Genomic DNA, 23,111 nt, shown 5'->3' on the forward strand with positions numbered 1-23,111 from the left:
AAAACGACTGCATAATCGATCGACTGATTCAAATTTAGCGACACAGAATATTCAATTTTTACGCCTCCCAGCTAGTCATTGACGGAATAGCAGGAGGCGCAAATGAAAACGACAATGAAGTTTCTCGGTGCGCTCGGTTTGATCGGCGCACTGGTCTCGGCAAGCTCCGCAGGAGAATTGCTGCGTCCGCGCATCAGCCTTGGTACGGCCAACGTCAAGACCATCAGTGGCGATCGCGGCGGCTATGTGATCGACTATGCCATTCGTGCGCTAAAAATGCGTCGCAGTGGCACTTTTGTGCGGTTCAACGGTTCGTGCGACTCGGCCTGCACGCTTTATCTGTCGATGCCCAAGAGCAAGGTGTGCATTACGCAGAGCGCGTCGTTCGGCTTTCACCTGCCGTATGGCGTTTCTGCGCGCGGCAATCAGGTGGCCGCGAATTTCATGATGAAAAACTACCCTGGCTGGGTTCGCGGCTGGATCGCCAAGCGTGGGGGGCTAAAGAGCTCCATCGCGACCATGACATACGCGGATGCGAGCCGCTTTCTGCCGACGTGTCCTTCCCAACAGCAGGGCATGACCGTCGCGAGCCTGAGCCCAACGCGTCTGCGCGGCGGCTGATTGCCTGCGCAGTACTGAAACGTCATGACGGCGGGTGGTCGACGGCACCCGCCGTTCGTCAATTCATATGGCGGGTGCCCAGTTGATGGAACAGCTCACCTGGGAACAACGCCTCGCCGATTATCGCGTGGATTAACCAGTTCTCAAGAGGCGTGGTTAACGCAAGCTCCATTTCATTGACTCTTTTTTAGCGCAAGCCGATTCTGCGGGTGGGGGTTTGAAGGCTGTCGGCCATTATTTGGGGCCGAAGCGCAAACTGGCGGCGGGTAGTTTGTATGAGCATCGGCGGCAGTAGGGGGTCGGCGAGCCGACCTGAGAGCGGCCTTACGCAGTCGAAGGCGGGGACCGCTTCGGCGAAGAATGTGCGCTTCCGGCGCAGGAGCCTGCGGGTCATCTGCACGGGCCTGTTGTCGTGGCTGCTTTTGGGTGTCTACCGCGGCGCAATCATTGATCCGCAAACCACGGTTTCAGGCCTTGTGGCGGCCGTCCCCAAGGGATTGGCATCGAGCTACTATGACCTGATTGTCGTTACGTCCCTGACTGTGACGACTTTGGTCCTGCTGTTCCTGGCAAAGGCGAGCCGTCTCGGCTCAGCAATCGTCGTCTTGCTCTTCTATGTTGCTATCGTGGTCTCTCTGGGCTGGGGATTTGCCAACATCAATCTCGTCAAAATGCTGGGCGAACCGTTCACGTTCCAGTGGCTGGTCTATGGCGACTTCCTGCAGAATGCCGATGCCAGGAACGCGATGGGCGACGCGCTCAACATCAAGGACTTCGCTACCCTTTCCGGGTCCGTCATCCTGGTGCTCATTCTTGGCTATGCCGCGGCCAGTTTGTGCCAGCGGCTGAGCGCCGCTGGCTACGGGGCCTTCCTGGGCGTGCTCGTTGTGTGTGTCGGCGCTGCCATCGCCGGTAGTGGACACCACGTACGTGCGGAAGCGCTGCCGGCGGCCGAGATCGACAATCCGATCCTGTATTTTGTTAAATCGGCCCTGCTCAATCCAACGCCGGTCGTGCTGACGATGAATGCCAGCACCAATGACCCGGATGTCGCCAGCGTCGGCGAGCGACCGCCGGAAACGTCGACCTTCAAGGCGCCGACGCCGAACCCGATCAAGAACGTGCTGATTTTCATGATGGAGTCGGTGCCATCCAAATACATCGAGACGTTTGGCGGCAAGTATCCGGTCACGCCGAATATGAAGAGGTATGCAAAGGACTCGATACGATTCGACAACATATATGCGCACGCACCGTCCACGCATTACTCGATATTTTCTCTGCTCACCTCGATGTACAACGACATTTCATATTACGGCATGACGGCAAGGTACCCCTATCTGCCGCTGGACTCGATCTCCAACACCTTGTCCAAGAACAATTTCCGCACAGGGTTTTTCTGGAGCGCGGATTCCCGATTCCAACGGGTCGATGAGTTTTTCCTCAACAAGGGACTGGATGTGATCCAGGACTACCGGGGGCAGAAATGCGGCACCCCGACCTTCAAGCTCAGCTCCGAGCAGTGGAAAAACATGGACTACAACAGTGACCTTTGCACGGCGCAGTCGATCATCGACTGGATGAACAAAGACGAGGCAAAACCTTTCTTCGGCATCATGTTCACGGCGATGACCCATTATCCCTACATCACCGACAGCCCGATGTTTTCGAAGATGGCGCCTTCCTCCGATGGCAACACGCTGGTCCACTACTCGGACGACCAGAAATTCAATGCCTATCTCAACGCCCTGAAGGTCGGCGATACGGCCCTTGGCGAGATCCTTGAATCGCTCAAGCAGTCTGGCAAGCTCGATTCGACGCTGGTGGTCATATTGGGCGATCACGGCGAAGCGTTCGGGGAGCATGGCGACTACATTCATGCCAGCGCGATTTACGAGGAAAACATCCACATCCCGCTCATCATGATCAACAAGCATCTCTTTCATGATGAAGTTGCTCACCCGGTCGGCGGCATCGTCGATATCGCCCCGACGATCTTCGACATACTCGGACTTGCGCTGCCCAAGCAGTGGCAGGGGCGCACTTTGTTCAGCGAGCAACGGCCAAACAAGACCTTCTTCTTCAATCCCTGGGCCGGTTTCCTGTTCGGCTATCGCGAAAACGATCGAAAGGTCATCTTCAACGCGACCACCGGCAAGGTGGAGGAATACGACCTCAAGGCCGATTCCGATGAGCGAACCAACCTCTTCACTGATACCGGGGATCGAAACGCGCTGCTGCAGCCCATCGCCGGATGGGTGCAATCGCAGAGAGAGCGCGTGGCCGACCTGGTGGCCGCCGCGGCGAAAGAGACAGGACGTTGCGCCATCACCAGTCTGGAGGTCGACGCTGCCGGCATTAATCTCCGGGGCGCGCCTCGGTTCGATGTCGTGGTCGACGGAAAGACCACAGCCGAGATCGACGTCCCGGGCAAGGAAAGCGTCGCATCGACGCCGGAAGCCGCCATGGCGGAGCTGATGCAGGCGTCAACCCTGGCCAAGCCGTTCCACATCGATCTCAGCAGCGTGCCTAACCCGAAGACGATCGAGCTTCGCTACACCAACGACCTGTGGGGCGGAGACGGCAAGGCAGGTGATCGCAATCTGTTCATCAAGAGCGTCAAGGTGAACGGTCAGTTGGTGCCAAACACCAGACTGCGTGTCGACGAGCAATCGCACGGCTACACCGACGACAACGGGACCGCCATGTACAGCAACGGCTCGCTATGGGTTAGCGGCCCGTTCGTCGAGGGATGTCTATAGCGTGCCGCGTGGCAGACCGTCGTCCTCGATTTGCAGCCCGTGCGCGCCGCGGCAGACACTGACCGTCCTACCGGTTGACATCTTCGAGGGGTACTCACTAGCATGCGAAACACTGACGGTTGCAGCGTGGAGCCACTTGTCAGCGCAGGACGGACCGGGCCCGTTCTTGCGGTATGCTCGGCTGGTCGACGCCCGCTTGGGAAGCGAACATTGAATGCGACCGCTCAGCATGACGAACAGGACCGGATTGCCATTTGAGTCAGCGAGCCGGGCGAGGCGACATCGACTTGCCATCTCGTTTGCGCGCGTCCTGGCCATTTGGTGCCAGATGGCGCTTTGCGGAGCCGCGCACGCAGCTGGTCCCAAAGACAGCGGCCCTGCAGATGCCGTTGCCGTTCCCACGGCTTTCCAACTTCAGCTTGTTTATGCTGACCGCACGTGGATATGGGATAACGGAGCGGCCTATTTCGGACAGAAGGATCGACCGGTCCGGGCCTGGACCTCCGAGCAAGACACGGCTTCTGTCGGCGAAGGCAGATGGCATCTGAGCAACGATGGCAAGATGTGCATGGATCTCGTCTGGCGGTCCAAGACCTACGCCGCAGCGCCGATCCGCACGTGTTTCAGCCACCGCTTCCGGAGTGGGACCCTCGAACAGCGCAAGGATCCGGACGGTGTCTGGTACAGTTTCCGGCACTCTCCGGGAGACCCTTCCGACGAGCAACGAAAGTTCGAGGAAGGCGATACAAAGGGCGCGCAGTTCGACAAGATCCGTACCTCGATCGATTCCAAAAGTTGAGGCTCGCCGAGAAGCTCACCCACCTCAATGAGCCCACGTCCCCGACAACGACAAACAGGGACGACTACAAGCTTTGCGAGCTGGTGATGTCCTCCGATGCATTTGGTATTCCTGGCGAAGTTGACCGGCGGCGCCTCGCTGTCGGCATCGGAATTGTGAACGCGGTGGCCTCCAGCCCGAAGAACGGGGCGGCTGTCCTGACGATGGTATCGATGTCGGAAAGTTCCGGCACGAAGCCCAGGTGTTCGCGCGCTTTGATCGGGTCCGCATAGAGCTCCGCCGGGTCTCCCGGGCGCCCGGGCCGGAAGACAACCGGAACCGATTTGGACGTCATCCGGGTGACCGCCTGGAGAATCTCCTTGATCGAAACCCCGCGCCCGGTGCCGAGATTGACCGACAGGTTTTCGCCACCCGCCTCCAGATGCATGAGAGCCCTCAGATGCGCGCGGGCCAGATCGCTGACATGGATGTAATCGCGCACGCAGGTGCCATCCGACGTGTCGTAGTCTGTGCCGAAAACCTCGATCTCGTCGATTGTGCCTGATGCGGCCATGAGCACGCGCGGGATCAGGTGCGTTTCAGGCGAGTGCCACTCACCGAGCTCGCCGTCGGGATCGGCGCCGCAGGCGTTGAAATAACGCAGGATCGCATATTTCATTCCGTAGGCGCTGGCATAGTCGCTGATGATCTGCTCGCCCATCAGCTTGGTTCGCCCATAGGGGCTGATTGGATTTTGCGCCAAGGTCTCTCGAATGGGCAGTGTTTCGGGAACGCCGTATGTCGCGCAGCTGCTTGAAAAGATAATGTTTTCGATAGAACTCGAGCGTGCCGCGTCAAGCACCGCGATGGTACCCGACACATTGGTCGAATAGTACTCTGCGGGCTCGTGAACAGACTCGCCCACATAGGCCAGCGCAGCAAAGTGGATGATCGCTTGCGGCTGGTAGGTGCTGATCGCCTGCTGTAGCGCCTCCCGGTCCCGGATATCGCCGACAACAAGCGGCCCCCAGGCAACGGATCTCTCGTTGCCACGGCTCAGATTGTCAAAAACGACGGGCAGGTAGCCGGCAGCTGACAACAGCTTGCAGGTGTGGCTGCCGATGTAACCGGCCCCACCCGTCACCAGGATTGCCGGGCGGCTCATTACATCGCAGCTTCTTTGACGCGCCGGTTCGGGTAGAGAAGGGCGTCAAAATACGCCGTGGTATGCGCGAGCCCCTGGCTCAGGCTGATCTTTGGCTCCCAGCCAAGATTTTCCCGGGCAAATGAGATGTCCGGCCGACGCTGCTTGGGATCGTCGACCGGCAGCGGCCGATGCACGATCTTCGAACGTGAGTTGGTGTATTCGAGCACCTGTGTCGCCAGTTCCAGAATGGTGAATTCGGCAGGGTTGCCGAGATTGACCGGGTGCTGCGGTGCGCTCGGTGCGTTCATCAACTGGATAAAACCTTCGATGAGGTCGTCCGCGTAGCAGAATGAACGGGTCTGCCGGCCGCTGCCGTAGACGGTCAGGTCGTCACCGTGCAATGCCTGGACGATGAAGTTCGAGACGACGCGGCCATCGTCTGGTTGCATGCGGCGGCCATAGGTGTTGAAGATCCGTGCGACGCGGACATCGAGGCTATACGTTCTCGAATAGTCGAAGAACAGCGTCTCGGCCGAACGCTTGCCCTCATCATAGCAGGATCGCGGACCGTGCGGGTTGACGTTGCCGAAGTAGCCTTCCGGCTGCGGATGTACCAGGGGGTCGCCGTAGACTTCGGACGTCGAAGCCTGAAATATCTTCGCATTGTTCCGCCGCGCGAGTTCGAGCAGGTTCAGCGAACCAAGCACGCTTGTCTTGAACGTATGGATCGGATTCGCCTGGTAATGCGGCGGGGACGCCGGACAGGCGAGATTGTAGATTTCATCGACCTGGAGATCCACGGGCAGAGGGTCGACAATGTCGTGCTCGATGCACGTAAATCGCGGATCGCGCACGAGGGGATTGAGATTGTATCTTTTGCCGGTGTGGAAATTGTCCAGCGCGAGAACGTCGTATCCATCCCGCAAAAGACGCTCGCACAGATGCGAACCCAGAAATCCTGCCCCACCGGCAACCAGCGCGCGACCCTGATTGGAATTCGCGCCCCTTCGGCTGTTCCCGGCCCCGAGTTTCAGAACATTGACAGTTCTACCCATACTCCACCCCTTCGCCCTTACGCTCTGCGCACACTACTGCCGGCCATAGCGTTGCCGGGCGACGTTCCTGAGAACGTCACAAACCTTCCGCTCCCGCGGAATCGTCCACTCCTGATGTCTGTCGATTGCTTTTTGAGTTGCTGGGCGGTGCTACTCGGCTATTAGCTGCCGTTCAGCATCCGATACGCCCCGAAACCGCGGTCACGCGCCTGATGCCACCATCGCCCATTGCTCGCCCAAATTGCACATCCCAACGTTTCGAAAATATACCTGTGCAAAACATAGTCAACTAAATTAGCGAATCGTTAACCGTGTTCATTCGGGAGTGGTTAATCGCGGGGCGGCAGCGCAGCCACATAAATCTGAGGATTGGGCTATAAACTTGAAAGTACCACAGTAATATAAAGACCATTTTTCTGATCTTTCGAGGGGCGATCGCCGGAAAGTTGATCATCAAGACACTCTCACCTCTGCAAAAAATAGGCAGATGTAAGACTAATACTTACGTTAGCAAACTTTATATTAAGAGAGGTGTAGCATTTGAAAATATCGAAAATATTCGTAGATGCGACCTTGTCAATAAAATCTTACAAGCCAATGCGGTTGGTTCCCGAAGCGTGCCGAAATCCCCGCCAGTTCAGCCCTCAACTGCCCGACGAGATCTTGCGCGACGAGCGGGGGTGATCGCGACCGATAGCCCCGGACGCCTACCTCTTTCACCGTCGGCCCGGGATTGACGCACACAACCGCTCTCCGCAGTCGTAGCCTTCGTTGGCAGATGCAGCATACCCCAATAACCCGGTCCATTCTGAAGCGATCCGCGTATGGTTTGCGGATGTCGGAAGCAGAGATCCAGTCGAAGCCGCGCGAAAACGGTCGTCGTCCCTTCTGTCGAACGGCTGTCTCAGGATGACTGTGGCCGGCAGCGAGCGTGGAGATGCCAGGATATGTGCTCTGCCGAGCTTACCGCGGCTGATCCCTATTGATCGCGGCAGCTTGCGGCCCCAAAAGCTGCCTGGCGGGAATGCGCCTCATATCGGCCGATAGGGCGTTCCTATCCGTGCCGATAAGCGGACGTCGATAAACAACCCGCCATGAACGGCTTTCGTCATCAGGGGTCGCCCGAGGCGTTTGTAGCGTTCGGATCGGGCGGGCGGGTTGATATGAGACCCGGCGTCTTGGCGATTTAGAATGGAATCGGCCGCTATGAGCGCCGCAACCGTCTCCCTGTCCTGTTGCCGGCGCTCGCGGGAGTGTAACCCTGTGCCGGGTGTCCTTGCCCGGCGCAGGGTAGGTTTCCACGCCCGCTCAACTGCTTGACGCCGGATTGTTTCAGAGGCCGGCTGGAAACGTGCCGTGCCCACTTTCGATCGTTGCCAATTGACCACTAAGGACTGCACCATTCTTAAGGTCGTGCAGGAGCGCCACCACGCCCGCAGTGACACATTCTCGGATTTACTTGACCGGAAGATTACGAGCGCGATTGTGATGTTTTCGGGAAGACATCCCCGAACGTGGTGACCCTCAGCACCCGCGTCGCCTCTCGGGTAAATGACGGCCCTGCTGAAACCCGTATCGTGGCACATGACGAGATGCGCGGTCTTGTTGGCATGCTTTTCTCGAAGCGCCGCGACAGCAAATACCGCAGCGGCCGGTCGACCGCCTGGCTGAAGATCAAGAGCTATATGGTTGAAGAATACGATTTGCTCGGCGTCGAGCGTGAAGCTGGCAGGCCGGCTTTCGCTCTGATGGCTGAGCGCCGCACCGGCGTTATGTCGGAAGCGCATTCGTCACCTTGAACCGGGAAATGCGCGAGAGGCTATGGAAACGCGTCCAGGAGCACTCAGGCGGCGCCCAAGGGCATCATGAAGCGGCCGGCGACGCAATGGGTAAAGCCGGGCCTCATTGGACGCGTGAAGCACCTGCGCGGCGAGGATGGCCTGCGTCATGCCTCACTGCAGGATTTCCGCGAGGAAGATTGAACGCTATATCGGAGCCATGCCAGCAGCAGATCGCCCTACCGTCCGCTTCGCCTATCAACGAGGCTTTCAGGTCCTCGACGGAAGCGCGATCCTCCANGCGAGGAAGATTGAACGCTATATCGGAGCCATGCCAGCAGCAGATCGCCCTACCGTCCGCTTCGCCTATCAACGCGGCTTTCAGGTCCTCGACGGAAGCGCGATCCTCCAGACGTTCGAGAAACAGGACGAGGCGTTCAAGTTCGTGCTCGGCCGAGGTGCTCGCGTTTGGCTGGCATGGTCGCGGACCATCATAGGAGGGCAGACGGCGCCCTTCGATTTCGCCGCAGCGTTCCAGCAGGAAAAGGTCGGCCGCATCATGAAGACGATGCACGGCCCAGCCGCAGGCACTTGGTTCTGGACCTGCCATGACGGCGGCGCGCACGGAACAGTCGAAACGAAAGATGAGGCTGTTGTTGGAGTCGAGCGGCATTCACGCGGCGCATCGCCGGGGCGCAGATCTACGCTAACCGGCCAGCGCGATCCAAAGCCAAAGCCTAGGCCGCTGGTGAGGCCTAGGAACAGCTTGCCGGCCCCAGCATGGTCCCAATTTGGGACGAATATGTTTGGCACCCATATTGCATCCACATCTTTCGCCGGCTGATCCCCGGTCCTGATCGCGTACTCTGATCAGGTGTAGGCTCGCCGGGCTCGAGGTAGTTGGGGTCTTCGCCCGGCGAGTTGTCTAGCAATGTTCAGTCATGTGATGCCATACTCCGAAATGGCGCAGGCACTCCGCAGGTTGTGCATCGCCCGACCAAGGTCCGATCGGTATAGGACTTCAGTCGCGAAGAGGGCCGATACGCTGTACGATTCCGAATAGTTGTTACATTTCACACTGTTACAAAGAGCCTCGCGGTCGTTAGTCGCCCATTGCAATGAGCATTTATCTAAAGTTCATTCATTCGAATTAGGAAACACTTATAAGCCGCTCTATAACGAATCGGCGAGGTGGCTATTCGCCGAGGAGGTACCATGACGTCCCGAAAAACGCTGTTGGCAGCGCTTGCCGCGCTTGCGCTAGTGACCGCTCCTGCTTTCGCTGGCGCGGGTGGAAACGGAGGTGGTCACGGCAATGGTGGTGGTCACGGCAATGGCGGTGGTCACGGCAATGGTGGTGGTCACGGCAATGGCGGCAAGTCCGGCAACAGCGCTTCGCACGGCAAGTCGGCATCGGCTCACGCCGGAAAGAAGACCTCGGGCGACGACCAGGTCGCCGTCGACGACATTGAGGTCGCCGCGACGCCTAAGGACAAGAACATTCACGCCANCCTCGGGCGACGACCAGGTCGCCGTCGACGACATTGAGGTCGCCGCGACGCCTAAGGACAAGAACATTCACGCCAAGCTTGGCCGGCTGAACTCGCTGCAGCGCAACATCAACGCCTATATGAACTCCAAGAGCAAAAAATTCGCCGGCATTCAGGCTTATGTGACAGGGTCGGCGGCCGCCAAGGGCGCCCAAGCCGCGGTAGATGCCGCCCAAGCCGAAGTCGACGCGTTGAACGCCAAATTGAACGACCCGAATACTCCGGCCGACCAAGTNGGTAGATGCCGCCCAAGCCGAAGTCGACGCGTTGAACGCCAAATTGAACGACCCGAATACTCCGGCCGACCAAGTCCCGACCCAGGAGCAGATCGATGCAGCGCAGGCAGCGCTCGATACGGCCAATATAGCGGCGGCCGATGCTGCTGCCGCCGTCCCATCGCTGGATGACGCGCTCGCCGATATGGCCAACAAGCCGGTCGACGCCGAGGTCACCGAATGGGCCAACGGCGTGCTTGCCGAGAAGATCGACGAGATGGCTGCCAAGCAGACTCCCGCGGCAACGCCGTAAGGCGGTCACAGCCGAGCGATCCTAGCCGAACGTCCAAGCCGCCGGGTCACACCCCCGGCGGCAGGGCGACGACGAGCTTGCCACCTTATTCTCCTCTTTGAGGGCGACCCTAAACAAGCGGAGTCGCTACCGACGCGTAGGAACAAAAGTGCCGAAATACCGTGTTGAGGATATCGCAGCCGATGCCGTGACGGCCACCCACACCGTCAACGCGAAAACTCCGATCAGGGCGGCGCGCGAAGCGGCGGAACGCGACGTCATTCTACGCCCGGCCACATCTTCGAATACAGCTCAGCCTGTAGGGCGGTCCATACCCGGCTGGCCGCGGCTCACGCTGGTTTCTTGAAACGCACCATGCCGCCGACCTCGATGAGTTCGACTATTGACCCGGACCAGGGTTCTCTCGGTCTGGTTTTGAGCGAGGGGGGAAGCAATACGATTTCCTGGACGTGCCGCTTGAGGCGTTTGTCGCGTTCAAATCTGCCTTCACCAAGGGCCGCTATTCAACAAGACATCCGCAACCAACTATGCATTCCGGCTCGCCCAAGAAAAGGCTGCAGGCTCCTTGGACGATTAAGGGAGGTTCTTTCAGAAAAACGGCCCGCGCTGATCGAAGGGCGCGGGCCGGTCCGTTGCCGCCGGTCGGCAGCGGGAGGCATCCATTCCGGCCGGTGCAAACCGGCCCCTCCCGCCACAATTAGCAACCTTCGGCAGTCGTTTTCATCTGTCCAGGGGCTGCGGACTTGGCACTGGTGTCATCCTGTTGACCAGGAGCGGCCTGCTTAGCACTGCCACTCTGCTGGCCCGGCGCACAGTCCTTCGCTGAGTTCGAATTGGTCGACTTCGTTGTGGTCGAATCCGTGTTGTTATCTGTCGTCGGCATCGTTGTGGTAGTGGAGGAGCCACTCGACGTCGTCCCTGTTGTCCCTGTCGTCCCCGCGAACGCAAGCCCGCTGGAAAGAGCCATCATGGCAGTGGCAAAAAGAAGCCGTTTCATTCTTCATCTCCTAATGGCAAGTAATGTCCCTTCCATTCGATAACGGGGGATGCGAAGGATCGGTTCCAACGCGACCTTGTCTTGACCGGCAGCTTTGGGGCGGCCGTTAGCGGACTGGCAGCCTTCACGCGGCGGATCTTCGGTAGCTGACATTCCGGCTAGCGCGGACATCGCCTTCCCCATGGGCAGAAATTAGTCTCCTGGGGCCCGCCCACGTTTCTCTCAAGCCACCGATTTCATGGCCGACAGGTTATCACGATGTGTCTGAAGGTGGAGAAGCTGATCGTCGCCCCTTGGTTGTGCAGCCCTTCAGCCGTGGGCCAACCTCCGAACACCCTTGAAAAAGGACTTGAAGTCGTCCCGCACCAGAGCGAACGTCTTCGGATGATCGGGATAACACGGCGGTCACGAGACACCTGTTCCCGCGTCTTTTGCTCGCTCGCCGGCGCAGCGGCAAATTGATCATAGAGTGTACTAAGTGGTCTTGCTGCTCCGGCATCTCGCCGTGAGGAAGAAATGACGCTGAGGATGCCCAACTGTCGTCGGGTCCGCTGGCCGCGCTTATGGGTCACGCCGCAGGCGTTGCAATCCCTTCTAAAGCGATGATCCTGGTGTTAGCGGAACGTTTGCGGATCTCGATCAGCCGGGCGTACTCCGGCGAATTATACCAGCCCATCAATGACGCCATGTCGGGGAATTCGACAATGACCAGTCGGTGTGGATCCCAATCACCTTCCAAAACCTTGGTGGCGCCACCGCGGCCCAGGTACCGCCCACCGTACCGCTCTTCGGTAGCGGGAACGTCCCGCCGATATTCCTCGAACAAGGCAGCGTCTTTTACGTCTACATCCGCTATCAGATAGGCAGCCATCTGTGTTTCCTCCTTAGACCTACCTCGCGCTCCTCGGCTTCGGCGTCGTCGGTCCGCACCCTGTCGACGATCTCCGTGCGACATCCAGCGCCAGCGCGCTTTTCGATGATTGTTGGCGCTGCCACGGCTTTCCTTCTTTCGCATGGTTCGCAAAGATTAGCATGATCGCTGCTCTCGTGTCTGGCGGTCTCCCTCAAAGCGTCATCGAGCGCCCTTCAGATGAGACACCGCCGTCTCGACAGGTAGGCTCGGCAGGGTTCGGTATTTCTTCGGTTCTTTTCAACCAAAGCTTGTCGAAAAGCGCGAATGAAAATAGGAAATATGCAACCTGAAAGATGATAAAAATCAGCAAGGTCCATGCAAGGGACTTCCAGAACGAATCGGTTGCTAGGTAAGTCCAGGTCGCTACCACGGTCGACGTGGCAAACATCCCAATCAGTAATCGCGGAAAAAACATCATGTTCAATGCCGCCCCATAGCTGGACCGACCGGTCTCACGTCTACTCCCCAGAAGAACGTAAGGTTTCACTAAATTAGTAATTGCGCAAGCACCAATGGCCAGAACCAAACCTTCCGAACAGCTTTCCCGGGCTGAAATCGAGCGCTTCCTGGCGGCAGCCGAAGCGCTGCACAAGAGCATNCAAACCTTCCGAACAGCTTTCCCGGGCTGAAATCGAGCGCTTCCTGGCGGCAGCCGAAGCGCTGCACAAGAGCATCGTCGGGCCGCTGTGCGTACCACAGCGAGCATGCCAAGCTCTGTGAGCTCCATCGACCCCTTTTGAAGGCGATCGAGAACATCACCGGCCACAAGGCGCAGTTCATCCAAAGGAACGGGACAGGGCCGTCTCAGCCGCGCGGGAGCCGTCTGGCTAGCCGCCGGTCAAGTCCTAAGCTCGGATGCGAAGCTTCGCTTCTCTTCCCGCAGGGTATTGCGATGCATTTTAAGCGCTTGAGTTGCCGACGGTCTTCTCGAAGCCTACACTTTATTACCTGGGGTGGCGAAGCCCGCCAGTCGAATGGTTGCCCTCCGCTCGCAGCCAACCGGCTCCGTGGCTCGGTGAATGGCTAGCACTGTCGCAGCAGTCCTCCGAACGCAGCCCGCCATGGCGGTGGCCAGCTTAGCAGTCTGATGCCCCCTCCCGGGCGAGATTGTCCACGTCGAGCGGATTGCTGACCAGTTTCAGCGCGCCGTCCGGGTTGCGCGGCCATTCCGCTTCCGGGCGATCCCAATAGAGTTCTACCCCGTTGCCGTCGGGATCGCGCACATAGATCGCCTCCGAGCCGCCATGGTCATTCGCGCCGGTGAGCGTCACCCCTGCTGCTCGCAGGCGGCGCAGCGCAGCCGCCATCGCCGCCCGTGTCGGATAGAGAAAGGCGACATGGTGTAGGCCCGTCGTGCCAATGGGGGGCGCGGCGCCGCCGCGGCCTTTCCAGTTAGTGAGCGCCAGATGATGGTGATATCCGCCCGCCGCGAGAAAGGCAGCCTCCTCGCCTAGCGACAGGTTGACGCCGAACCCGAGGGCACCGCAATAAAAGGCTAGCGATCGCTCGATGTCGGCGACGTTGAGATGGACGTGACCGACCCGAACGCGCGGGTTGATGGCATATTTTTCGACGAAGCTGGCGGCGTCATTGGGATTGATCGATTGATCGTTCATGGCCTCCGCTCCCCTGCTGGCGATTTCGACAAGCGTAAATATCGCGCAAATGCATTGCCCGGAAAATATGAGATGACTGGAATGAGCATCCCGTTTTCTGCATAATCCGGGAATGCGCATCGACGAGATATGTGTCTTCATCAACGTCCTCGAGGCAGGGAGCTTTGCCGGCGCGGCGCGCCGTCTCGGCATGCCTGCAACGACAGTGAGCGCCAAGGTCGCGGCCCTGGAGCGACGGCTCGGGCTCTCGTTGATCCAGCGCACGACCAGAAAGCTGCGCGCTACGCCCGAGGGCCAAGCCTATTTCGAGCGGTGTCGCATCGCGCTGCGAGAAATCGAGACCGTCGAAGCTGAGCTTCGCGCAGAGTCGGCGGGGATGGACGGACAGCTTCGGCTGACGGCGTCAGTGGATATCGCGCAGACGCTTCTACCGCCTGTTATTGCAGCGTTCCGTAAGGCTTATCCGGCGGTCGCCGTTGATCTCTTCGTCACCGACCGCGTTGCCGATCTCGTCGCCGACGGCATCGACCTCGCCGTGCGCGTCGGCCCGTTGCGCGATTCCAGCCTGATCTCACGCGCTTTCGTGACGGGTCCTTCAGGACACTTCCAAGGCCTACCTCGGCCGCCGGGGCACACCTGTCTCACTGGAGCAACTCGAACATCACGATCTAATCGCCCTCAGCAAGGCATGGGCGCGACCGCTGCCGATGCTGGCGGGCGACCGGAAGATCGGTGTTGACCTGACAGGGGGCCTCACCTGCGATGATCTGCTAACGGTGAGGGCGCTCGTGGCGATAGGATTGGGCATCAGCTTTCTTCCAGGCTATCTCGCCCATCAGCTCGATCTGGTGCGGGTACTCCCCGAACTGCGTTCACCGTTTACCGGCCTATTCTTTGCTTATCCGGCACAGAAGTGGGCGCAACGACACCGGTATTGGTTTGAGAGGAATCCGGTGTGATTCATAGATTGCCGACTGATTCTGGAGGTCGGCAATGTCTACGAAGATGACGGAGATGGATTGGTCGGCGGCGCTGGAGGTGTTCCGCGGATCGCTGCCACGGCGCGGAGCCAAGGGTCGGGACGACCCTGCTATTCGTGGAGGCTCTGCACTATTCTCAGTCCACAACATTACATGGCGAGCGCTGCCGGAGCGTTTCGGCAAATGGAACAGCGTTTGGAAACGCTTCGACCGGCTGAGCAAGGCGGGCGTGTTCGAAACGTTCTTTGATCATCTCGCTGCGCTCTCGTCGTCGGCGCACCTGGTGCAGATGTTCGACAGCTCCGTGGTGCTCGGTCATGTCTCGGCGGTAGGGGCAAAAGGGCCTAGGCGATAAGATAGGTATTGCCCTGCGGAATCGGGTGGGATTCTAACTGCGATGACACACGAATTGCTTGCAGACGACGGTTGGGCCGAGACGATTGAGCTTCTCGGCGGCGAAGATTTGCTTACGCGGAGCGCCCGCGAGACGAAGGCGTTCCTGCGTCCGCAGGGCGTTCAATCGGCGCCCGATTTGTTGCGCCTGACGCGCGGCGGCTTCTCGACCAAAATCCATCTGAAGACACCTAACGCGTTCATTGGACAGCGACCCATTACTTGGCCCGCCGGCTCATGTTGGCGGGCTTTTTTGCGTCAGTCGGGAACAACCTCGCTCTGAGGCTGTTCGGTCACACCCGGCTCGTTCTTCAGCGATTCCTGCCGGTGACCAAGATGTCCTCTCCACTCGTCATGGTCGGCCCGCGCAGCCTCGGAAGCAGGCGCGGGCCTCATTCGCCGTCATTGCTGTGTTCTCGGTGCGCAACCGCTTCTTTGAATGCGCGTGCTGCTGCATCGCAAGCGACACGTGAGGAGCCGTTCACGGACAGAATGATTTCGGCTGCCTTCACGGTCAAACCGTGTTTTTCGGCGAACTCTGCGGCTGTGTATGCGAGTTTTGTTTTTTCGCTACTCCGCATTTCTGACTCCATAGATCTCTTGCGCCTCGTGCAAGCTCTGTCGGGCCTGTTGCAGTGATCGATGCAAGTTCGCCAGCAATTCGTCGGCGTCGGCCGTCGGACTGCCTTCGTGATCCAGTAAGCCGACGATAATATCCTGCTTGGAAACGATGCTCTCGTTGTGAACGAGTTGGCCCATAAAATACATGAGCCGGCTCTGTGCCGGTGTGGGCATGGGCCTTCTCCCTGGTCGGGCGAAAGCCTGATGATCGCTCCCAAGCGCCTCGTGCCTGTTTGTTTTTGATTTTTCGAGGCGACCGCAGCAGTGTGCGCTCGTTAGCAGGCCATGGCAACCGGCCAGGCAATTGCAGCATCCACGCTGCGCACGCCGCCCTGACCGCGCGTGCCGGCCCCTGGCGTCGCTCGGCCGCTACTTCAGTGTTTCCGGTTGACAATCGTGGTCGGCGCACCGCATTTTCGCATTGAGGGACAAACGTGGGGAACCCTGCATGAAGAAGCCTTATCAGAAGCCGGAACTAAAGAAGCGCGAGAAGCTCTCGGCCGTAACGGCTGTGTGCACGCCATCAACCTGCACCGATGAGTGAGAACCTTTAGGCCCAAGGCGCTTTGCCGAAATTCGCTAGAGAGGGACTGCAGTGAAGAAAGAATACAGCAAGCCAGTACTGACCAAACGTGGGCGTCTCAGCGCAGTGACGGCGCAATTGGCACCCAGTGTTGAACCCAGAGGAGCCTAGGCAAACCCCTGCAACAAAGCCAGTTGGCTTCGGCGGCGGGCTTTTCCGCTTCCAGGCGCCGAAACTTATCTTCGCGTGCCTGTCACAACGAGCCATGCGGTTTCCGTGCTCGGTCTCCGCACTTCAGGGTCGCTGAACCCTGCCTCTCGCAAGGCAGCAATGACCTCATCCGGCTCGCGAGGTGTAAAAATGTCGGCCGGCATGTTCATCCGGTCCATATGTGCCTTCGGGAGGAAGCCAAGCACGACGCGACCGCCTGGTTTGAGGACGCGATGGAGCTCTGCGGATCCAGCTCTAAGGCTTTGCCAGAAGTACACTGTGTGGACGCTGAGAGCCTTGTCGAATGTGCTATCCGGCAAGGGCAAGTCCTCGACTAGCCCGGTTCGGAACTCGGCTCGTCCGACGCGCACTGCATCGGCGAACCGGTGGGAGGCAGCGTTCACGACATCCTGCGAGCGGTCAACACCGCAAACGAATGCTGCCTCACGGATAAGTTGCGGCAGTAAAACTGCGCCGCCGAAACCGACCTCCACGGCACGATCTACCGGGACCAGGTGCACTTGATCGAGAGCGTAGCCGTTGAGCCGGGCATTGCCCCGGTTCATTCCGGCCCGGACCAGCCAGCCGCCGGTTCGGTCGGCCAGGACAGTGGTTTCGCTATAAATCGTGGCGCCATCCGATCCCACCCATATTCGGGTCATCTAGCCACCATGCGCCTAGAAGCGGCCGCCCCGCAAACGCTGCTTCGATAGCGATGACCAGTTGGGTTGTGCTGCGCTCTTAGGCGTCGCATTCCAGCGGCTGGTGGTCCGGTTGCTCGTGCCACATCACCTGGCGGAAGTCGCGACGGTCTATCTTTTGCGCGCAAATGGGGCGCGCATAGAAATGCTCTTCCCAGTCAGGTCATGTGGCTTGCCGGGGATGGGCGGTCCGAGGTTGGCTATTCTGGCCGTGCCCGACCGAACCCGTCGTAGCGGCAAAACTTCTGCAAGGCGTGCCCGTTGTCCGATCGCCCGCTCGCATTTTTTGTACCATATATTCGCGGCTTCCATTAGCATCCCCTCATGGCAACTCTGCGGTACGGCGTAAGGCGGGAACCGGATGGGACGTGGACGGTGTTCGACGTGTTCACCGGGCTGCCGGCTATTGTAGCGGGCCACCCATCTGTCGACCTTCCCGACATGGAGTATGCCGAAGAGCTGGCGGCCATCCTGAATGCCAACGACCTGAAGCAGACGCTATCTCAAGGGAGGTTCCCCGGAGGGTTCGCCTGACTGAAGTGGCATTAGCCCCCGTTGTATGCCCATCCAGGATGGTTCGTCCGATCCGAGCAAGCATTTGTTATTGATCTACCGACTACGACGGTCTTAAATCGACTTGCCACTGCGTTTCGTAGGGAGGATGTGATGAGCAACGTGGTGTCAATTCGCAAGGCCACGCCTCGCGTGGAAGTGGTCGGAGCCAGTGGCGAATGGGTCGTCCGCATCATAGAGACCGACCAGGAAATTACACGCTCATTCGGCCTGGAATCGTTTGCGCTGTCCTTCGCTGAAGGCCAGCGGATACGGCTACATCTCGACAAGGTTGTGCGGCTTCAGGACCCTCCTGCGGCTAGGTAACCTCAGTACCTGGACGGTGTTGGACGATTCCATGGCTGGTGAGATGCTTGCGGTGTGACGTCTCTCGTCCGCCGGACGCAAGGGCGGCGGGCACCTTTTGAATTGACAAGGCGCGGGCTGATTGACAACCTTTGGCTGTAAATGCGCTTTGCCTCAAATTTCCACTGGAGGGACTGCATGAAGAAAGAATACAGCAAGCCAGTACTGACCAAACGTGGGCGTCTCAGCGCAGTGACGGCGCAATTGGCACCCAGTGTTGAACCGCGANAGCAAGCCAGTACTGACCAAACGTGGGCGTCTCAGCGCAGTGACGGCGCAATTGGCACCCAGTGTTGAACCGCGATCCACATCCTAAGCAAACCACGGCCCTGCAACAAAAGCCCGCTGGCTTCGGTCGGCGGGTTTTGTTCTGACGCGTGGTAGGAACCGGCGATGAGGCTGTTCCTCGTCGCACTCGTTGTTTTGTCTTTGATGGCCGTCGGCTTCTGGCTGGCGGCCCAGTTGTTCCTGCCTCACTGATCGAGCTCCAGCGGCTCATGATCTGGTTGCTCGTGCCACATGACCTGGCGGAAGTCGCGCTTGTCGACCTGCTGGCCGCAGATCGGGCATGGGTGAAATCGATCGTGCCCGTCCTGGGGTTGGTGTGGCCTGCCGGGCTTAGGCGGTCCAAGGTCGGCTATTCTGGTCATGCTCGAACGAACACGATTTCGCGGCAAAAGTTCCGTCAGTTGCTCTTCTCAGTTGGTGAAAGACATCGCACCAAAAGCGATAGTCATCTGGTCGACCGTCGAAATGAGCCTCCAAAGCGCACTGCGCCACGGCGGTCGCCGCTTCCAACCCGTAGAGATCGACCGCAGATTGAGCGGCCTGATCTCGGTACATGCGAGGCGAGGAGGAATTGCAGCGCACCTATTTCGTCTGGCAGGTCGGACTTCATCGAATCGGAATGGGTTTTTTACACATTCGTTTATCTAATTCATGGTTTCTAATACATATGGCATCCAACGCGTTCACCCGGATTTGGTTTGCTTTGAGCCGCCTAAGGCGCGCNCGAACGGTAACGTTGCCGTCATCGTTGCCTTCACCTTGCCGGTCGTGGTTGGCGGCGCCGGCCTCGGTGTGGAGACATCCTTCTGGTATTACAGCAGCCTTAAGCTGCAGGCCGTTGCCGATGCCGCGGCCTATGCCGGCGCGCTCGAGAAAGTCGCGGGTTCCGATAACCCGACCATCATCGCCGCCGCCACGCAGTCCGCGACCTCGAACAATTTTGCCACGCCGGGCACGATCCAGGTCAACACGCCGCCATTGTCCGGCCCGAACACCGCGAAGAAGGCAGTGGAGGTCATCGTCAAGCAGAACCTCGACCGCTACTTCACGGCGATTTTCAACCAGGCGCCCGTTGCCGAACAGGCAAGGGCGGTGGCGCTGATCAATGACGCCTCCAANGTTCGGTCATGTCGGACTCGATTGCCTCGGACGCCATAAAGACGCAGGGCTCGGCGGTGCTCAAGGCCGACTGCCTGATCACGGTCGGCGGCATGGTGCTGAACAATCCAGCGACCACAGTCTGCAAGTCCAACATCACCCGAGCCTTGCCGGCAGCCGATCCTTTCTCCGGCTTGGCGACGCCGACAGCCGGCAACCCTTGCAAGAATGTCAACGGCAACAAGACGTCGCAAACACTCCAGCCTGGCACCTACTGTAGCGGCATGAGCCTCAGCGGCAACGTCACCCTGCAGCCCGGCGTCTACGTCGTGCAGGGCGGTATGAAGGTCAACGCCAACGCGGTCGTCGCGGGCAGCGGCGTAACCATCTTCATGGCAGGCAGCAACACCGTCAGCATGAACGGCAACGCCAAGGTGACGCTGAGCGCGCCTACCTCCGGAGCCTATTCCGGCGTGCTGTTCTACGGCGACAGGACCGGGACTGCGGCGCAGAGCACCTTCAATGGCACCGCGGACTCGCTTTTGACAGGCGCCATCTATTTTCCCAGGCAGCAGGTCAACTACCTTGGCAACTTCTCGGGGAACGGTGGCTGCACTCAGGTCGTCGCCGACACCATCCAATGGTCCGGCAGTACCACCATCAAGCAGGACTGCACCAGTCTAGGGATGGAAGACATTCCGGCGACGCAGTCCGTTCAGCTTGTCGAGTAGCGGGATGGGTGGGCGGACCTTGCGCATTGTCCGGGACAAATCCGGGATAGCTNGTCCGTTCAGCTTGTCGAGTAGCGGGATGGGTGGGCGGACCTTGCGCATTGTCCGGGACAAATCCGGGATAGCTGCCGTGGAGTTTTCCATGTTGCTGCCGGTCCTGTGCCTCGTTTGCCTCGGCATCGCCGACGGCTGGTCCTACGTGACGAGTTACCTGCAGATGCGCGCGGGCGTCAAAACCGCGGCCAATCTCGTGATGGCCGGCGCGTCCAATGACACCGGGACGCAGGCGGTCGCGCTTTCGAGCTGGAACGACAAGCCCGAGGACGCCGCGGTCGTGCTGGTCCGCTCCTATTTGTGCGGCGCCACGGTCGTGGATGCGACCACCATTTGCGGCGGAACGAAGCTGCCGACCGTCTTCGTCCAGATAACGGCGACGGGCACCTGGGTGCCCCCGTTTAACTTCGGTGTCTTCCCGGACCCGCGCGCGATCAGTCATCAGCAGGTGATCCGTGTCCGCTGAAAGGATCGGATCCAGGTGGCGCCGTGACTGCTCCGGCGCAGCCGGGCTGGAATTCGCCTTGATCGCGCCTTTCCTGGTGATGCTTTTGTTCGGAATCTTCGCCTTCGGCTGGGCCATGAATGCCGTGTCGACCGTCCGCTATACACTGGAAACCTCTTCCCGGGCGCTGCAGCTGAACAACACGCTTTCGCAGAGCGACATCCAGGCCATCGCCACGCAGAAATTGGTGAACCTGGGTCTGAAGAACGTCATTGTGACGATCGCGACCGACCCTGCCAGCGGCGGTTTCAAGATGGCGCATCTGACCGCCAGCTATGCCTTCGTCATCGCTTTCCCGTATTTCGACCAGTATCCGATAAATTACGCCACGACCGTCACGGTGCCCCTGGTTGCNCTGCAGCTGAACAACACGCTTTCGCAGAGCGACATCCAGGCCATCGCCACGCAGAAATTGGTGAACCTGGGTCTGCAGAACGTCATTGTGACGATCGCGATCGACCCTGCCAGCGGCGGCTTCAAGATGGCGCATCTGACCGCCAGCTATGCCTTCGTCATCGCTTTCCCGTATTTCGACCAGTATCCGATAAATTACGCCACGACCGTCACGGTGCCCCTGGTTGCCAGCTAGGATACGGCCGGCTTCGTTGAGTTGGCGGCGCCGAACTCAGACCGTAACGGATCGACTGGGAACCATCGCTCGATCTGGAATTGTACTTGCAAGAGGTCGATTCTCTTCGCGGCTGTAGATGCTTAAAGCTCGCTCCTGAGACCTCAGGGATGGACTTTTTCTATGGAACTAAAGTCAGGCTGCTTGCTTGGTCGCGTCCGTGAAAATCACCGAAGACCAGTCCATCAGTGCTGCAACATGCGGACAGGCTATCTCAGTCACCAAGCCTTTGATCTTGCTGGTGATCCCGACAGGAATCGAACCTGTGACCTACAGATTAGGAATCTGCCGCTCTATCCTACTGAGCTACGGGACCACGCGGCCCGACACATAGCCGCTTCCGATCGTTTCGCCAAGAGGCTCGCCGAAGGCAATGAAGAGGCCGGCCGAAGGCTAATCGGCCGGCCTTTCGTCGGGGCAGGTCAGGCTGCCAGCGCCGTTTCGGCCAGTTTCACCCAGTAGCTCATGCCGTGCGGTATGACTTCGTCGTTGAAGTCGTAGGCCGGATGATGGAGGCCGGCGGTCTCGCCATTGCCGATGAAGATGAAGGCGCCAGGTCGGGCTTCCAGCATGTAGGAGAAGTCTTCGCCGCCCATCACCGGCTGGATGGCGCGGTGGACCTGGGTGTCGCCGGCGACATTTGCCGCGACATCGCCGGCAAAGACCGTTTCTTCCGGATGATTGAAGGTCACGGGATAGTTGGCGTCATAGTCGACAGTGATCGTCGCGCCGAAGGCGGTGGCTATTCCTTCGCAGATGGTGCGGATGCGCTCTTCCGACTTCTTGGCGATCTCTTTCTTCAGTGTGCGCACCGTGCCGGCAATCTCGGCGGTCTCGGGAATGACGTTGTAGGCGTCGCCGGCGTGGAACTTCGTCACCGAAACCACCACCGCCTCGACCGGATCGGTGCTGCGCGAAGCGACCGTCTGAAGGGCGCCGACCAGCTGGCTGGTGATGACGATCGGGTCGATCGTGCCGTGCGGCATCGCCGCATGGCCGCCGCGGCCCTTGACCGTGATGGTGAACTCGGCGGTCGCCGCCATGATGGGACCCGGCCGGATGGCGAACTGGCCCACCGGCAGGCCCGGCATGTTGTGCATGCCAAAGACGCGCGAAATGTCGAAACGCTCCATCATGCCGTCCTTGACCATCTCGTTGCCGCCGCCGCCGCCCTCTTCCGCCGGCTGGAAGATGACCGCGACCGAGCCGGCGAAATTGCGCGTTTCGGTCAGATATTTGGCGGCGCCCAAAAGCATCGCCGTATGGCCGTCATGGCCGCAGGCATGCATTTTGCCGGGAATGGTCGAGGCATAGGGCTTGCCGGTGATCTCGTTGATCGGCAGCGCGTCCATGTCGGCGCGCAAGCCGATGGTCGCGCCTTGCCCCTTGCGGCCATGGATGATGCCGACGACGCCGGTCTTGCCGAGGCCCGTCACCACGTCGTCGCAGCCGAATTCCTTCAGCTTCTCGGTGACGAAGGCGGCGGTCTTGAAGACATCGAAATTCAGTTCTGGCGTCTGGTGCAGATGGCGTCGCCAGCCGGCAACTTCATCCTGAATCTCGGCGGCGCGGTTGAGAATCGGCATAATGGTTCCATCTCGCTGTTGGAGCAGACGATCTGGCCTGCTTGATTGCAATTGTGATTGCCATGCTTGTTGCCATCTTGGCACTTTGCCATCTTGGCGTCACATAGGGTAAATAGCACCCCAGACAATG

At 59.4% G+C, this 23,111-nt stretch carries 22 protein-coding genes, 1 tRNA gene and 1 pseudogene; 14 read left to right on the forward strand and 10 right to left on the reverse strand.

Features of this window, described 5'->3' with window-relative positions:
- Positions 1–102: 102 nt before the first annotated feature.
- The 3 genes from X726_RS151675 (at position 103) to X726_RS151665 (ending at position 4,182) form a co-directional block, all read left to right on the forward strand.
- Positions 103–621 carry a hypothetical protein gene (locus X726_RS151675; protein ID WP_023746383.1) on the forward strand — a complete coding sequence of 173 codons (519 nt, stop codon included), beginning with the start codon at positions 103–105 and terminating at the stop codon, positions 619–621.
- Positions 622–896: 275 nt separating this feature from the next.
- Positions 897–3,383 (forward strand): sulfatase-like hydrolase/transferase, encoded by a 2,487-nt coding sequence (locus X726_RS151670; protein ID WP_023670635.1) that lies wholly within the window; start codon positions 897–899, stop codon positions 3,381–3,383.
- Positions 3,384–3,612: 229 nt separating this feature from the next.
- Entirely contained in the window at positions 3,613–4,182 is a 570-nt protein-coding gene (locus X726_RS151665) for a DUF995 domain-containing protein (RefSeq protein WP_245271349.1), read from the forward strand.
- A 64-nt stretch (positions 4,183–4,246) separates the two neighbouring features.
- Here X726_RS151665 and galE read toward each other — a convergent pair whose 3' ends face one another.
- Together galE and X726_RS151655 are read right to left on the reverse strand one after the other, a co-directional pair.
- Entirely contained in the window at positions 4,247–5,326 is a 1,080-nt protein-coding gene (galE, locus tag X726_RS151660; RefSeq protein WP_023670637.1) for a UDP-glucose 4-epimerase GalE, read from the reverse strand.
- Complete coding sequence (locus X726_RS151655; RefSeq protein WP_023670638.1) at positions 5,326–6,363, reverse strand: UDP-glucuronic acid decarboxylase family protein; 1,038 nt, start codon at positions 6,361–6,363, stop codon at positions 5,326–5,328. Before X726_RS151655 ends, galE begins: the two co-directional genes overlap by 1 nt.
- A 1,592-nt stretch (positions 6,364–7,955) precedes the next feature.
- Between X726_RS151655 and X726_RS1000000171725 the strand changes: the two genes are divergently transcribed.
- Positions 7,956–8,162, forward strand: coding sequence for an ATP-dependent DNA ligase (locus X726_RS1000000171725; protein WP_023693726.1), 207 nt, complete (start codon positions 7,956–7,958; stop codon positions 8,160–8,162).
- Between the two features lie 1,796 nt (positions 8,163–9,958).
- Positions 9,959–10,219 carry a hypothetical protein gene (locus X726_RS1000000171730; RefSeq protein ID WP_023670643.1) on the forward strand — a complete coding sequence of 87 codons (261 nt, stop codon included), beginning with the start codon at positions 9,959–9,961 and terminating at the stop codon, positions 10,217–10,219.
- 1,565 nt (positions 10,220–11,784) lie between these two features.
- On the opposite strand, the gene X726_RS151650 is transcribed toward X726_RS1000000171730, so the two are convergent.
- From X726_RS151650 to X726_RS151645, 3 genes are all read right to left on the reverse strand, one after another.
- Positions 11,785–12,087, reverse strand: a complete 303-nt coding sequence (locus X726_RS151650; RefSeq protein ID WP_023670645.1) for a DUF1330 domain-containing protein — start codon at positions 12,085–12,087, stop codon at positions 11,785–11,787.
- A 193-nt stretch (positions 12,088–12,280) separates the two neighbouring features.
- Complete coding sequence (locus X726_RS1000000171735) at positions 12,281–12,727, reverse strand: hypothetical protein (protein ID WP_245272130.1); 447 nt, start codon at positions 12,725–12,727, stop codon at positions 12,281–12,283.
- 478 nt (positions 12,728–13,205) lie between these two features.
- On the reverse strand, positions 13,206–13,745 hold the full coding sequence (locus X726_RS151645) for a VOC family protein (RefSeq protein WP_050588547.1): 540 nt from the start codon (positions 13,743–13,745) through the stop codon (positions 13,206–13,208).
- Positions 13,746–13,857: 112 nt separating this feature from the next.
- Between X726_RS151645 and X726_RS0135435 the strand changes: the two genes are divergently transcribed.
- From X726_RS0135435 to X726_RS151630, 3 genes and pseudogenes are all read left to right on the forward strand, one after another.
- Complete coding sequence (locus tag X726_RS0135435) at positions 13,858–14,484, forward strand: LysR family transcriptional regulator (protein WP_023670649.1); 627 nt, start codon at positions 13,858–13,860, stop codon at positions 14,482–14,484.
- Between the two features lie 275 nt (positions 14,485–14,759).
- Positions 14,760–15,002 (forward strand): annotated as a pseudogene (locus X726_RS151635) (transposase); the annotation flags it as partial.
- Positions 15,003–15,122: 120 nt separating this feature from the next.
- The gene (locus X726_RS151630; RefSeq protein ID WP_023670652.1) at positions 15,123–15,401 is read left to right on the forward strand and encodes a hypothetical protein; all 279 of its coding nucleotides are present in this window, start codon (positions 15,123–15,125) and stop codon (positions 15,399–15,401) included.
- Positions 15,402–15,510: 109 nt separating this feature from the next.
- Here X726_RS151630 and X726_RS1000000169105 read toward each other — a convergent pair whose 3' ends face one another.
- The 3 genes from X726_RS1000000169105 to X726_RS1000000168105 all read right to left on the reverse strand — a co-directional run bounded on the left by X726_RS1000000169105 (position 15,511) and on the right by X726_RS1000000168105 (position 17,134).
- Positions 15,511–15,699 (reverse strand): hypothetical protein, encoded by a 189-nt coding sequence (locus X726_RS1000000169105; protein WP_031243249.1) that lies wholly within the window; start codon positions 15,697–15,699, stop codon positions 15,511–15,513.
- Complete coding sequence (locus X726_RS151625; protein ID WP_023670653.1) at positions 15,689–15,913, reverse strand: hypothetical protein; 225 nt, start codon at positions 15,911–15,913, stop codon at positions 15,689–15,691. Before X726_RS151625 ends, X726_RS1000000169105 begins: the two co-directional genes overlap by 11 nt.
- Positions 15,914–16,498: 585 nt before the next feature.
- Positions 16,499–17,134, reverse strand: a complete 636-nt coding sequence (locus tag X726_RS1000000168105; RefSeq protein WP_023670654.1) for a class I SAM-dependent methyltransferase — start codon at positions 17,132–17,134, stop codon at positions 16,499–16,501.
- A gap of 363 nt (positions 17,135–17,497) precedes the next feature.
- Between X726_RS1000000168105 and X726_RS151620 the strand changes: the two genes are divergently transcribed.
- The 6 genes from X726_RS151620 (at position 17,498) to X726_RS1000000169125 (ending at position 21,356) form a co-directional block, all read left to right on the forward strand.
- On the forward strand, positions 17,498–17,707 hold the full coding sequence (locus X726_RS151620; RefSeq protein ID WP_023670655.1) for a hypothetical protein: 210 nt from the start codon (positions 17,498–17,500) through the stop codon (positions 17,705–17,707).
- 132 nt (positions 17,708–17,839) lie between these two features.
- A complete protein-coding gene (locus tag X726_RS151615) occupies positions 17,840–18,052 on the forward strand; it encodes a hypothetical protein (protein WP_023690461.1) in 213 nt (70 codons plus the stop codon).
- Positions 18,053–19,147: 1,095 nt separating this feature from the next.
- Entirely contained in the window at positions 19,148–19,537 is a 390-nt protein-coding gene (locus X726_RS1000000171740) for a pilus assembly protein TadG-related protein (protein ID WP_245272129.1), read from the forward strand.
- Positions 19,507–20,208: a hypothetical protein gene (locus X726_RS1000000171745; RefSeq protein ID WP_245272126.1), complete on the forward strand. Its 702-nt coding sequence runs from the start codon at positions 19,507–19,509 to the stop codon at positions 20,206–20,208. Before X726_RS1000000171740 ends, X726_RS1000000171745 begins: the two co-directional genes overlap by 31 nt.
- A gap of 79 nt (positions 20,209–20,287) precedes the next feature.
- The gene (locus X726_RS151610) at positions 20,288–20,728 is read left to right on the forward strand and encodes a TadE/TadG family type IV pilus assembly protein (RefSeq protein ID WP_031215032.1); all 441 of its coding nucleotides are present in this window, start codon (positions 20,288–20,290) and stop codon (positions 20,726–20,728) included.
- Positions 20,718–21,356, forward strand: coding sequence for a TadE/TadG family type IV pilus assembly protein (locus X726_RS1000000169125; protein ID WP_023670659.1), 639 nt, complete (start codon positions 20,718–20,720; stop codon positions 21,354–21,356). The genes X726_RS151610 and X726_RS1000000169125 overlap by 11 nt, the downstream gene beginning before the upstream one ends.
- A gap of 278 nt (positions 21,357–21,634) precedes the next feature.
- Here the strand turns inward: X726_RS1000000169125 and X726_RS151605 are convergent.
- Both X726_RS151605 and X726_RS151600 read right to left on the reverse strand, forming a co-directional pair.
- Positions 21,635–21,711, reverse strand: a tRNA-Arg gene (locus X726_RS151605).
- Positions 21,712–21,817: 106 nt separating this feature from the next.
- On the reverse strand, positions 21,818–22,981 hold the full coding sequence (locus tag X726_RS151600; protein ID WP_023670660.1) for a M20 aminoacylase family protein: 1,164 nt from the start codon (positions 22,979–22,981) through the stop codon (positions 21,818–21,820).
- Between the last annotated feature and the right edge of the window lie 130 nt (positions 22,982–23,111).

It is taken from the genome of Mesorhizobium sp. LSJC285A00, assembly GCF_000503155.1.
Classification (GTDB): Bacteria; Pseudomonadota; Alphaproteobacteria; order Rhizobiales; family Rhizobiaceae; genus Mesorhizobium.

Excerpts from the sequence above, each read along its gene's own strand:
- X726_RS151675 (WP_023746383.1), top strand. The coding sequence starts at position 103 with ATGAAAACGACAATGAAGTTTCTCGGTGCGCTCGGTTTGATCGGCGCA.
- X726_RS151670 (WP_023670635.1), top strand. The coding sequence starts at position 897 with ATGAGCATCGGCGGCAGTAGGGGGTCGGCGAGCCGACCTGAGAGCGGC.
- X726_RS151665 (WP_245271349.1), top strand. The coding sequence starts at position 3,613 with ATGACGAACAGGACCGGATTGCCATTTGAGTCAGCGAGCCGGGCGAGG.
- galE (WP_023670637.1), bottom strand. The coding sequence starts at position 5,326 with ATGAGCCGCCCGGCAATCCTGGTGACGGGTGGGGCCGGTTACATCGGC.
- X726_RS151655 (WP_023670638.1), bottom strand. The coding sequence starts at position 6,363 with ATGGGTAGAACTGTCAATGTTCTGAAACTCGGGGCCGGGAACAGCCGA.
- X726_RS1000000171725 (WP_023693726.1), top strand. The coding sequence starts at position 7,956 with ATGCGCGGTCTTGTTGGCATGCTTTTCTCGAAGCGCCGCGACAGCAAA.
- X726_RS151650 (WP_023670645.1), bottom strand. The coding sequence starts at position 12,087 with ATGGCTGCCTATCTGATAGCGGATGTAGACGTAAAAGACGCTGCCTTG.
- X726_RS1000000171735 (WP_245272130.1), bottom strand. The coding sequence starts at position 12,727 with ATGCTCTTGTGCAGCGCTTCGGCTGCCGCCAGGAAGCGCTCGATTTCA.
- X726_RS151645 (WP_050588547.1), bottom strand. The coding sequence starts at position 13,745 with ATGAACGATCAATCGATCAATCCCAATGACGCCGCCAGCTTCGTCGAA.
- X726_RS0135435 (WP_023670649.1), top strand. The coding sequence starts at position 13,858 with ATGCGCATCGACGAGATATGTGTCTTCATCAACGTCCTCGAGGCAGGG.
- X726_RS151630 (WP_023670652.1), top strand. The coding sequence starts at position 15,123 with ATGACACACGAATTGCTTGCAGACGACGGTTGGGCCGAGACGATTGAG.
- X726_RS1000000169105 (WP_031243249.1), bottom strand. The coding sequence starts at position 15,699 with ATGCGGAGTAGCGAAAAAACAAAACTCGCATACACAGCCGCAGAGTTC.
- X726_RS151625 (WP_023670653.1), bottom strand. The coding sequence starts at position 15,913 with ATGCCCACACCGGCACAGAGCCGGCTCATGTATTTTATGGGCCAACTC.
- X726_RS1000000168105 (WP_023670654.1), bottom strand. The coding sequence starts at position 17,134 with ATGACCCGAATATGGGTGGGATCGGATGGCGCCACGATTTATAGCGAA.
- X726_RS151620 (WP_023670655.1), top strand. The coding sequence starts at position 17,498 with ATGGCAACTCTGCGGTACGGCGTAAGGCGGGAACCGGATGGGACGTGG.
- X726_RS151615 (WP_023690461.1), top strand. The coding sequence starts at position 17,840 with ATGAGCAACGTGGTGTCAATTCGCAAGGCCACGCCTCGCGTGGAAGTG.
- X726_RS1000000171745 (WP_245272126.1), top strand. The coding sequence starts at position 19,507 with ATGTCGGACTCGATTGCCTCGGACGCCATAAAGACGCAGGGCTCGGCG.
- X726_RS151610 (WP_031215032.1), top strand. The coding sequence starts at position 20,288 with ATGGGTGGGCGGACCTTGCGCATTGTCCGGGACAAATCCGGGATAGCT.
- X726_RS151600 (WP_023670660.1), bottom strand. The coding sequence starts at position 22,981 with ATGCCGATTCTCAACCGCGCCGCCGAGATTCAGGATGAAGTTGCCGGC.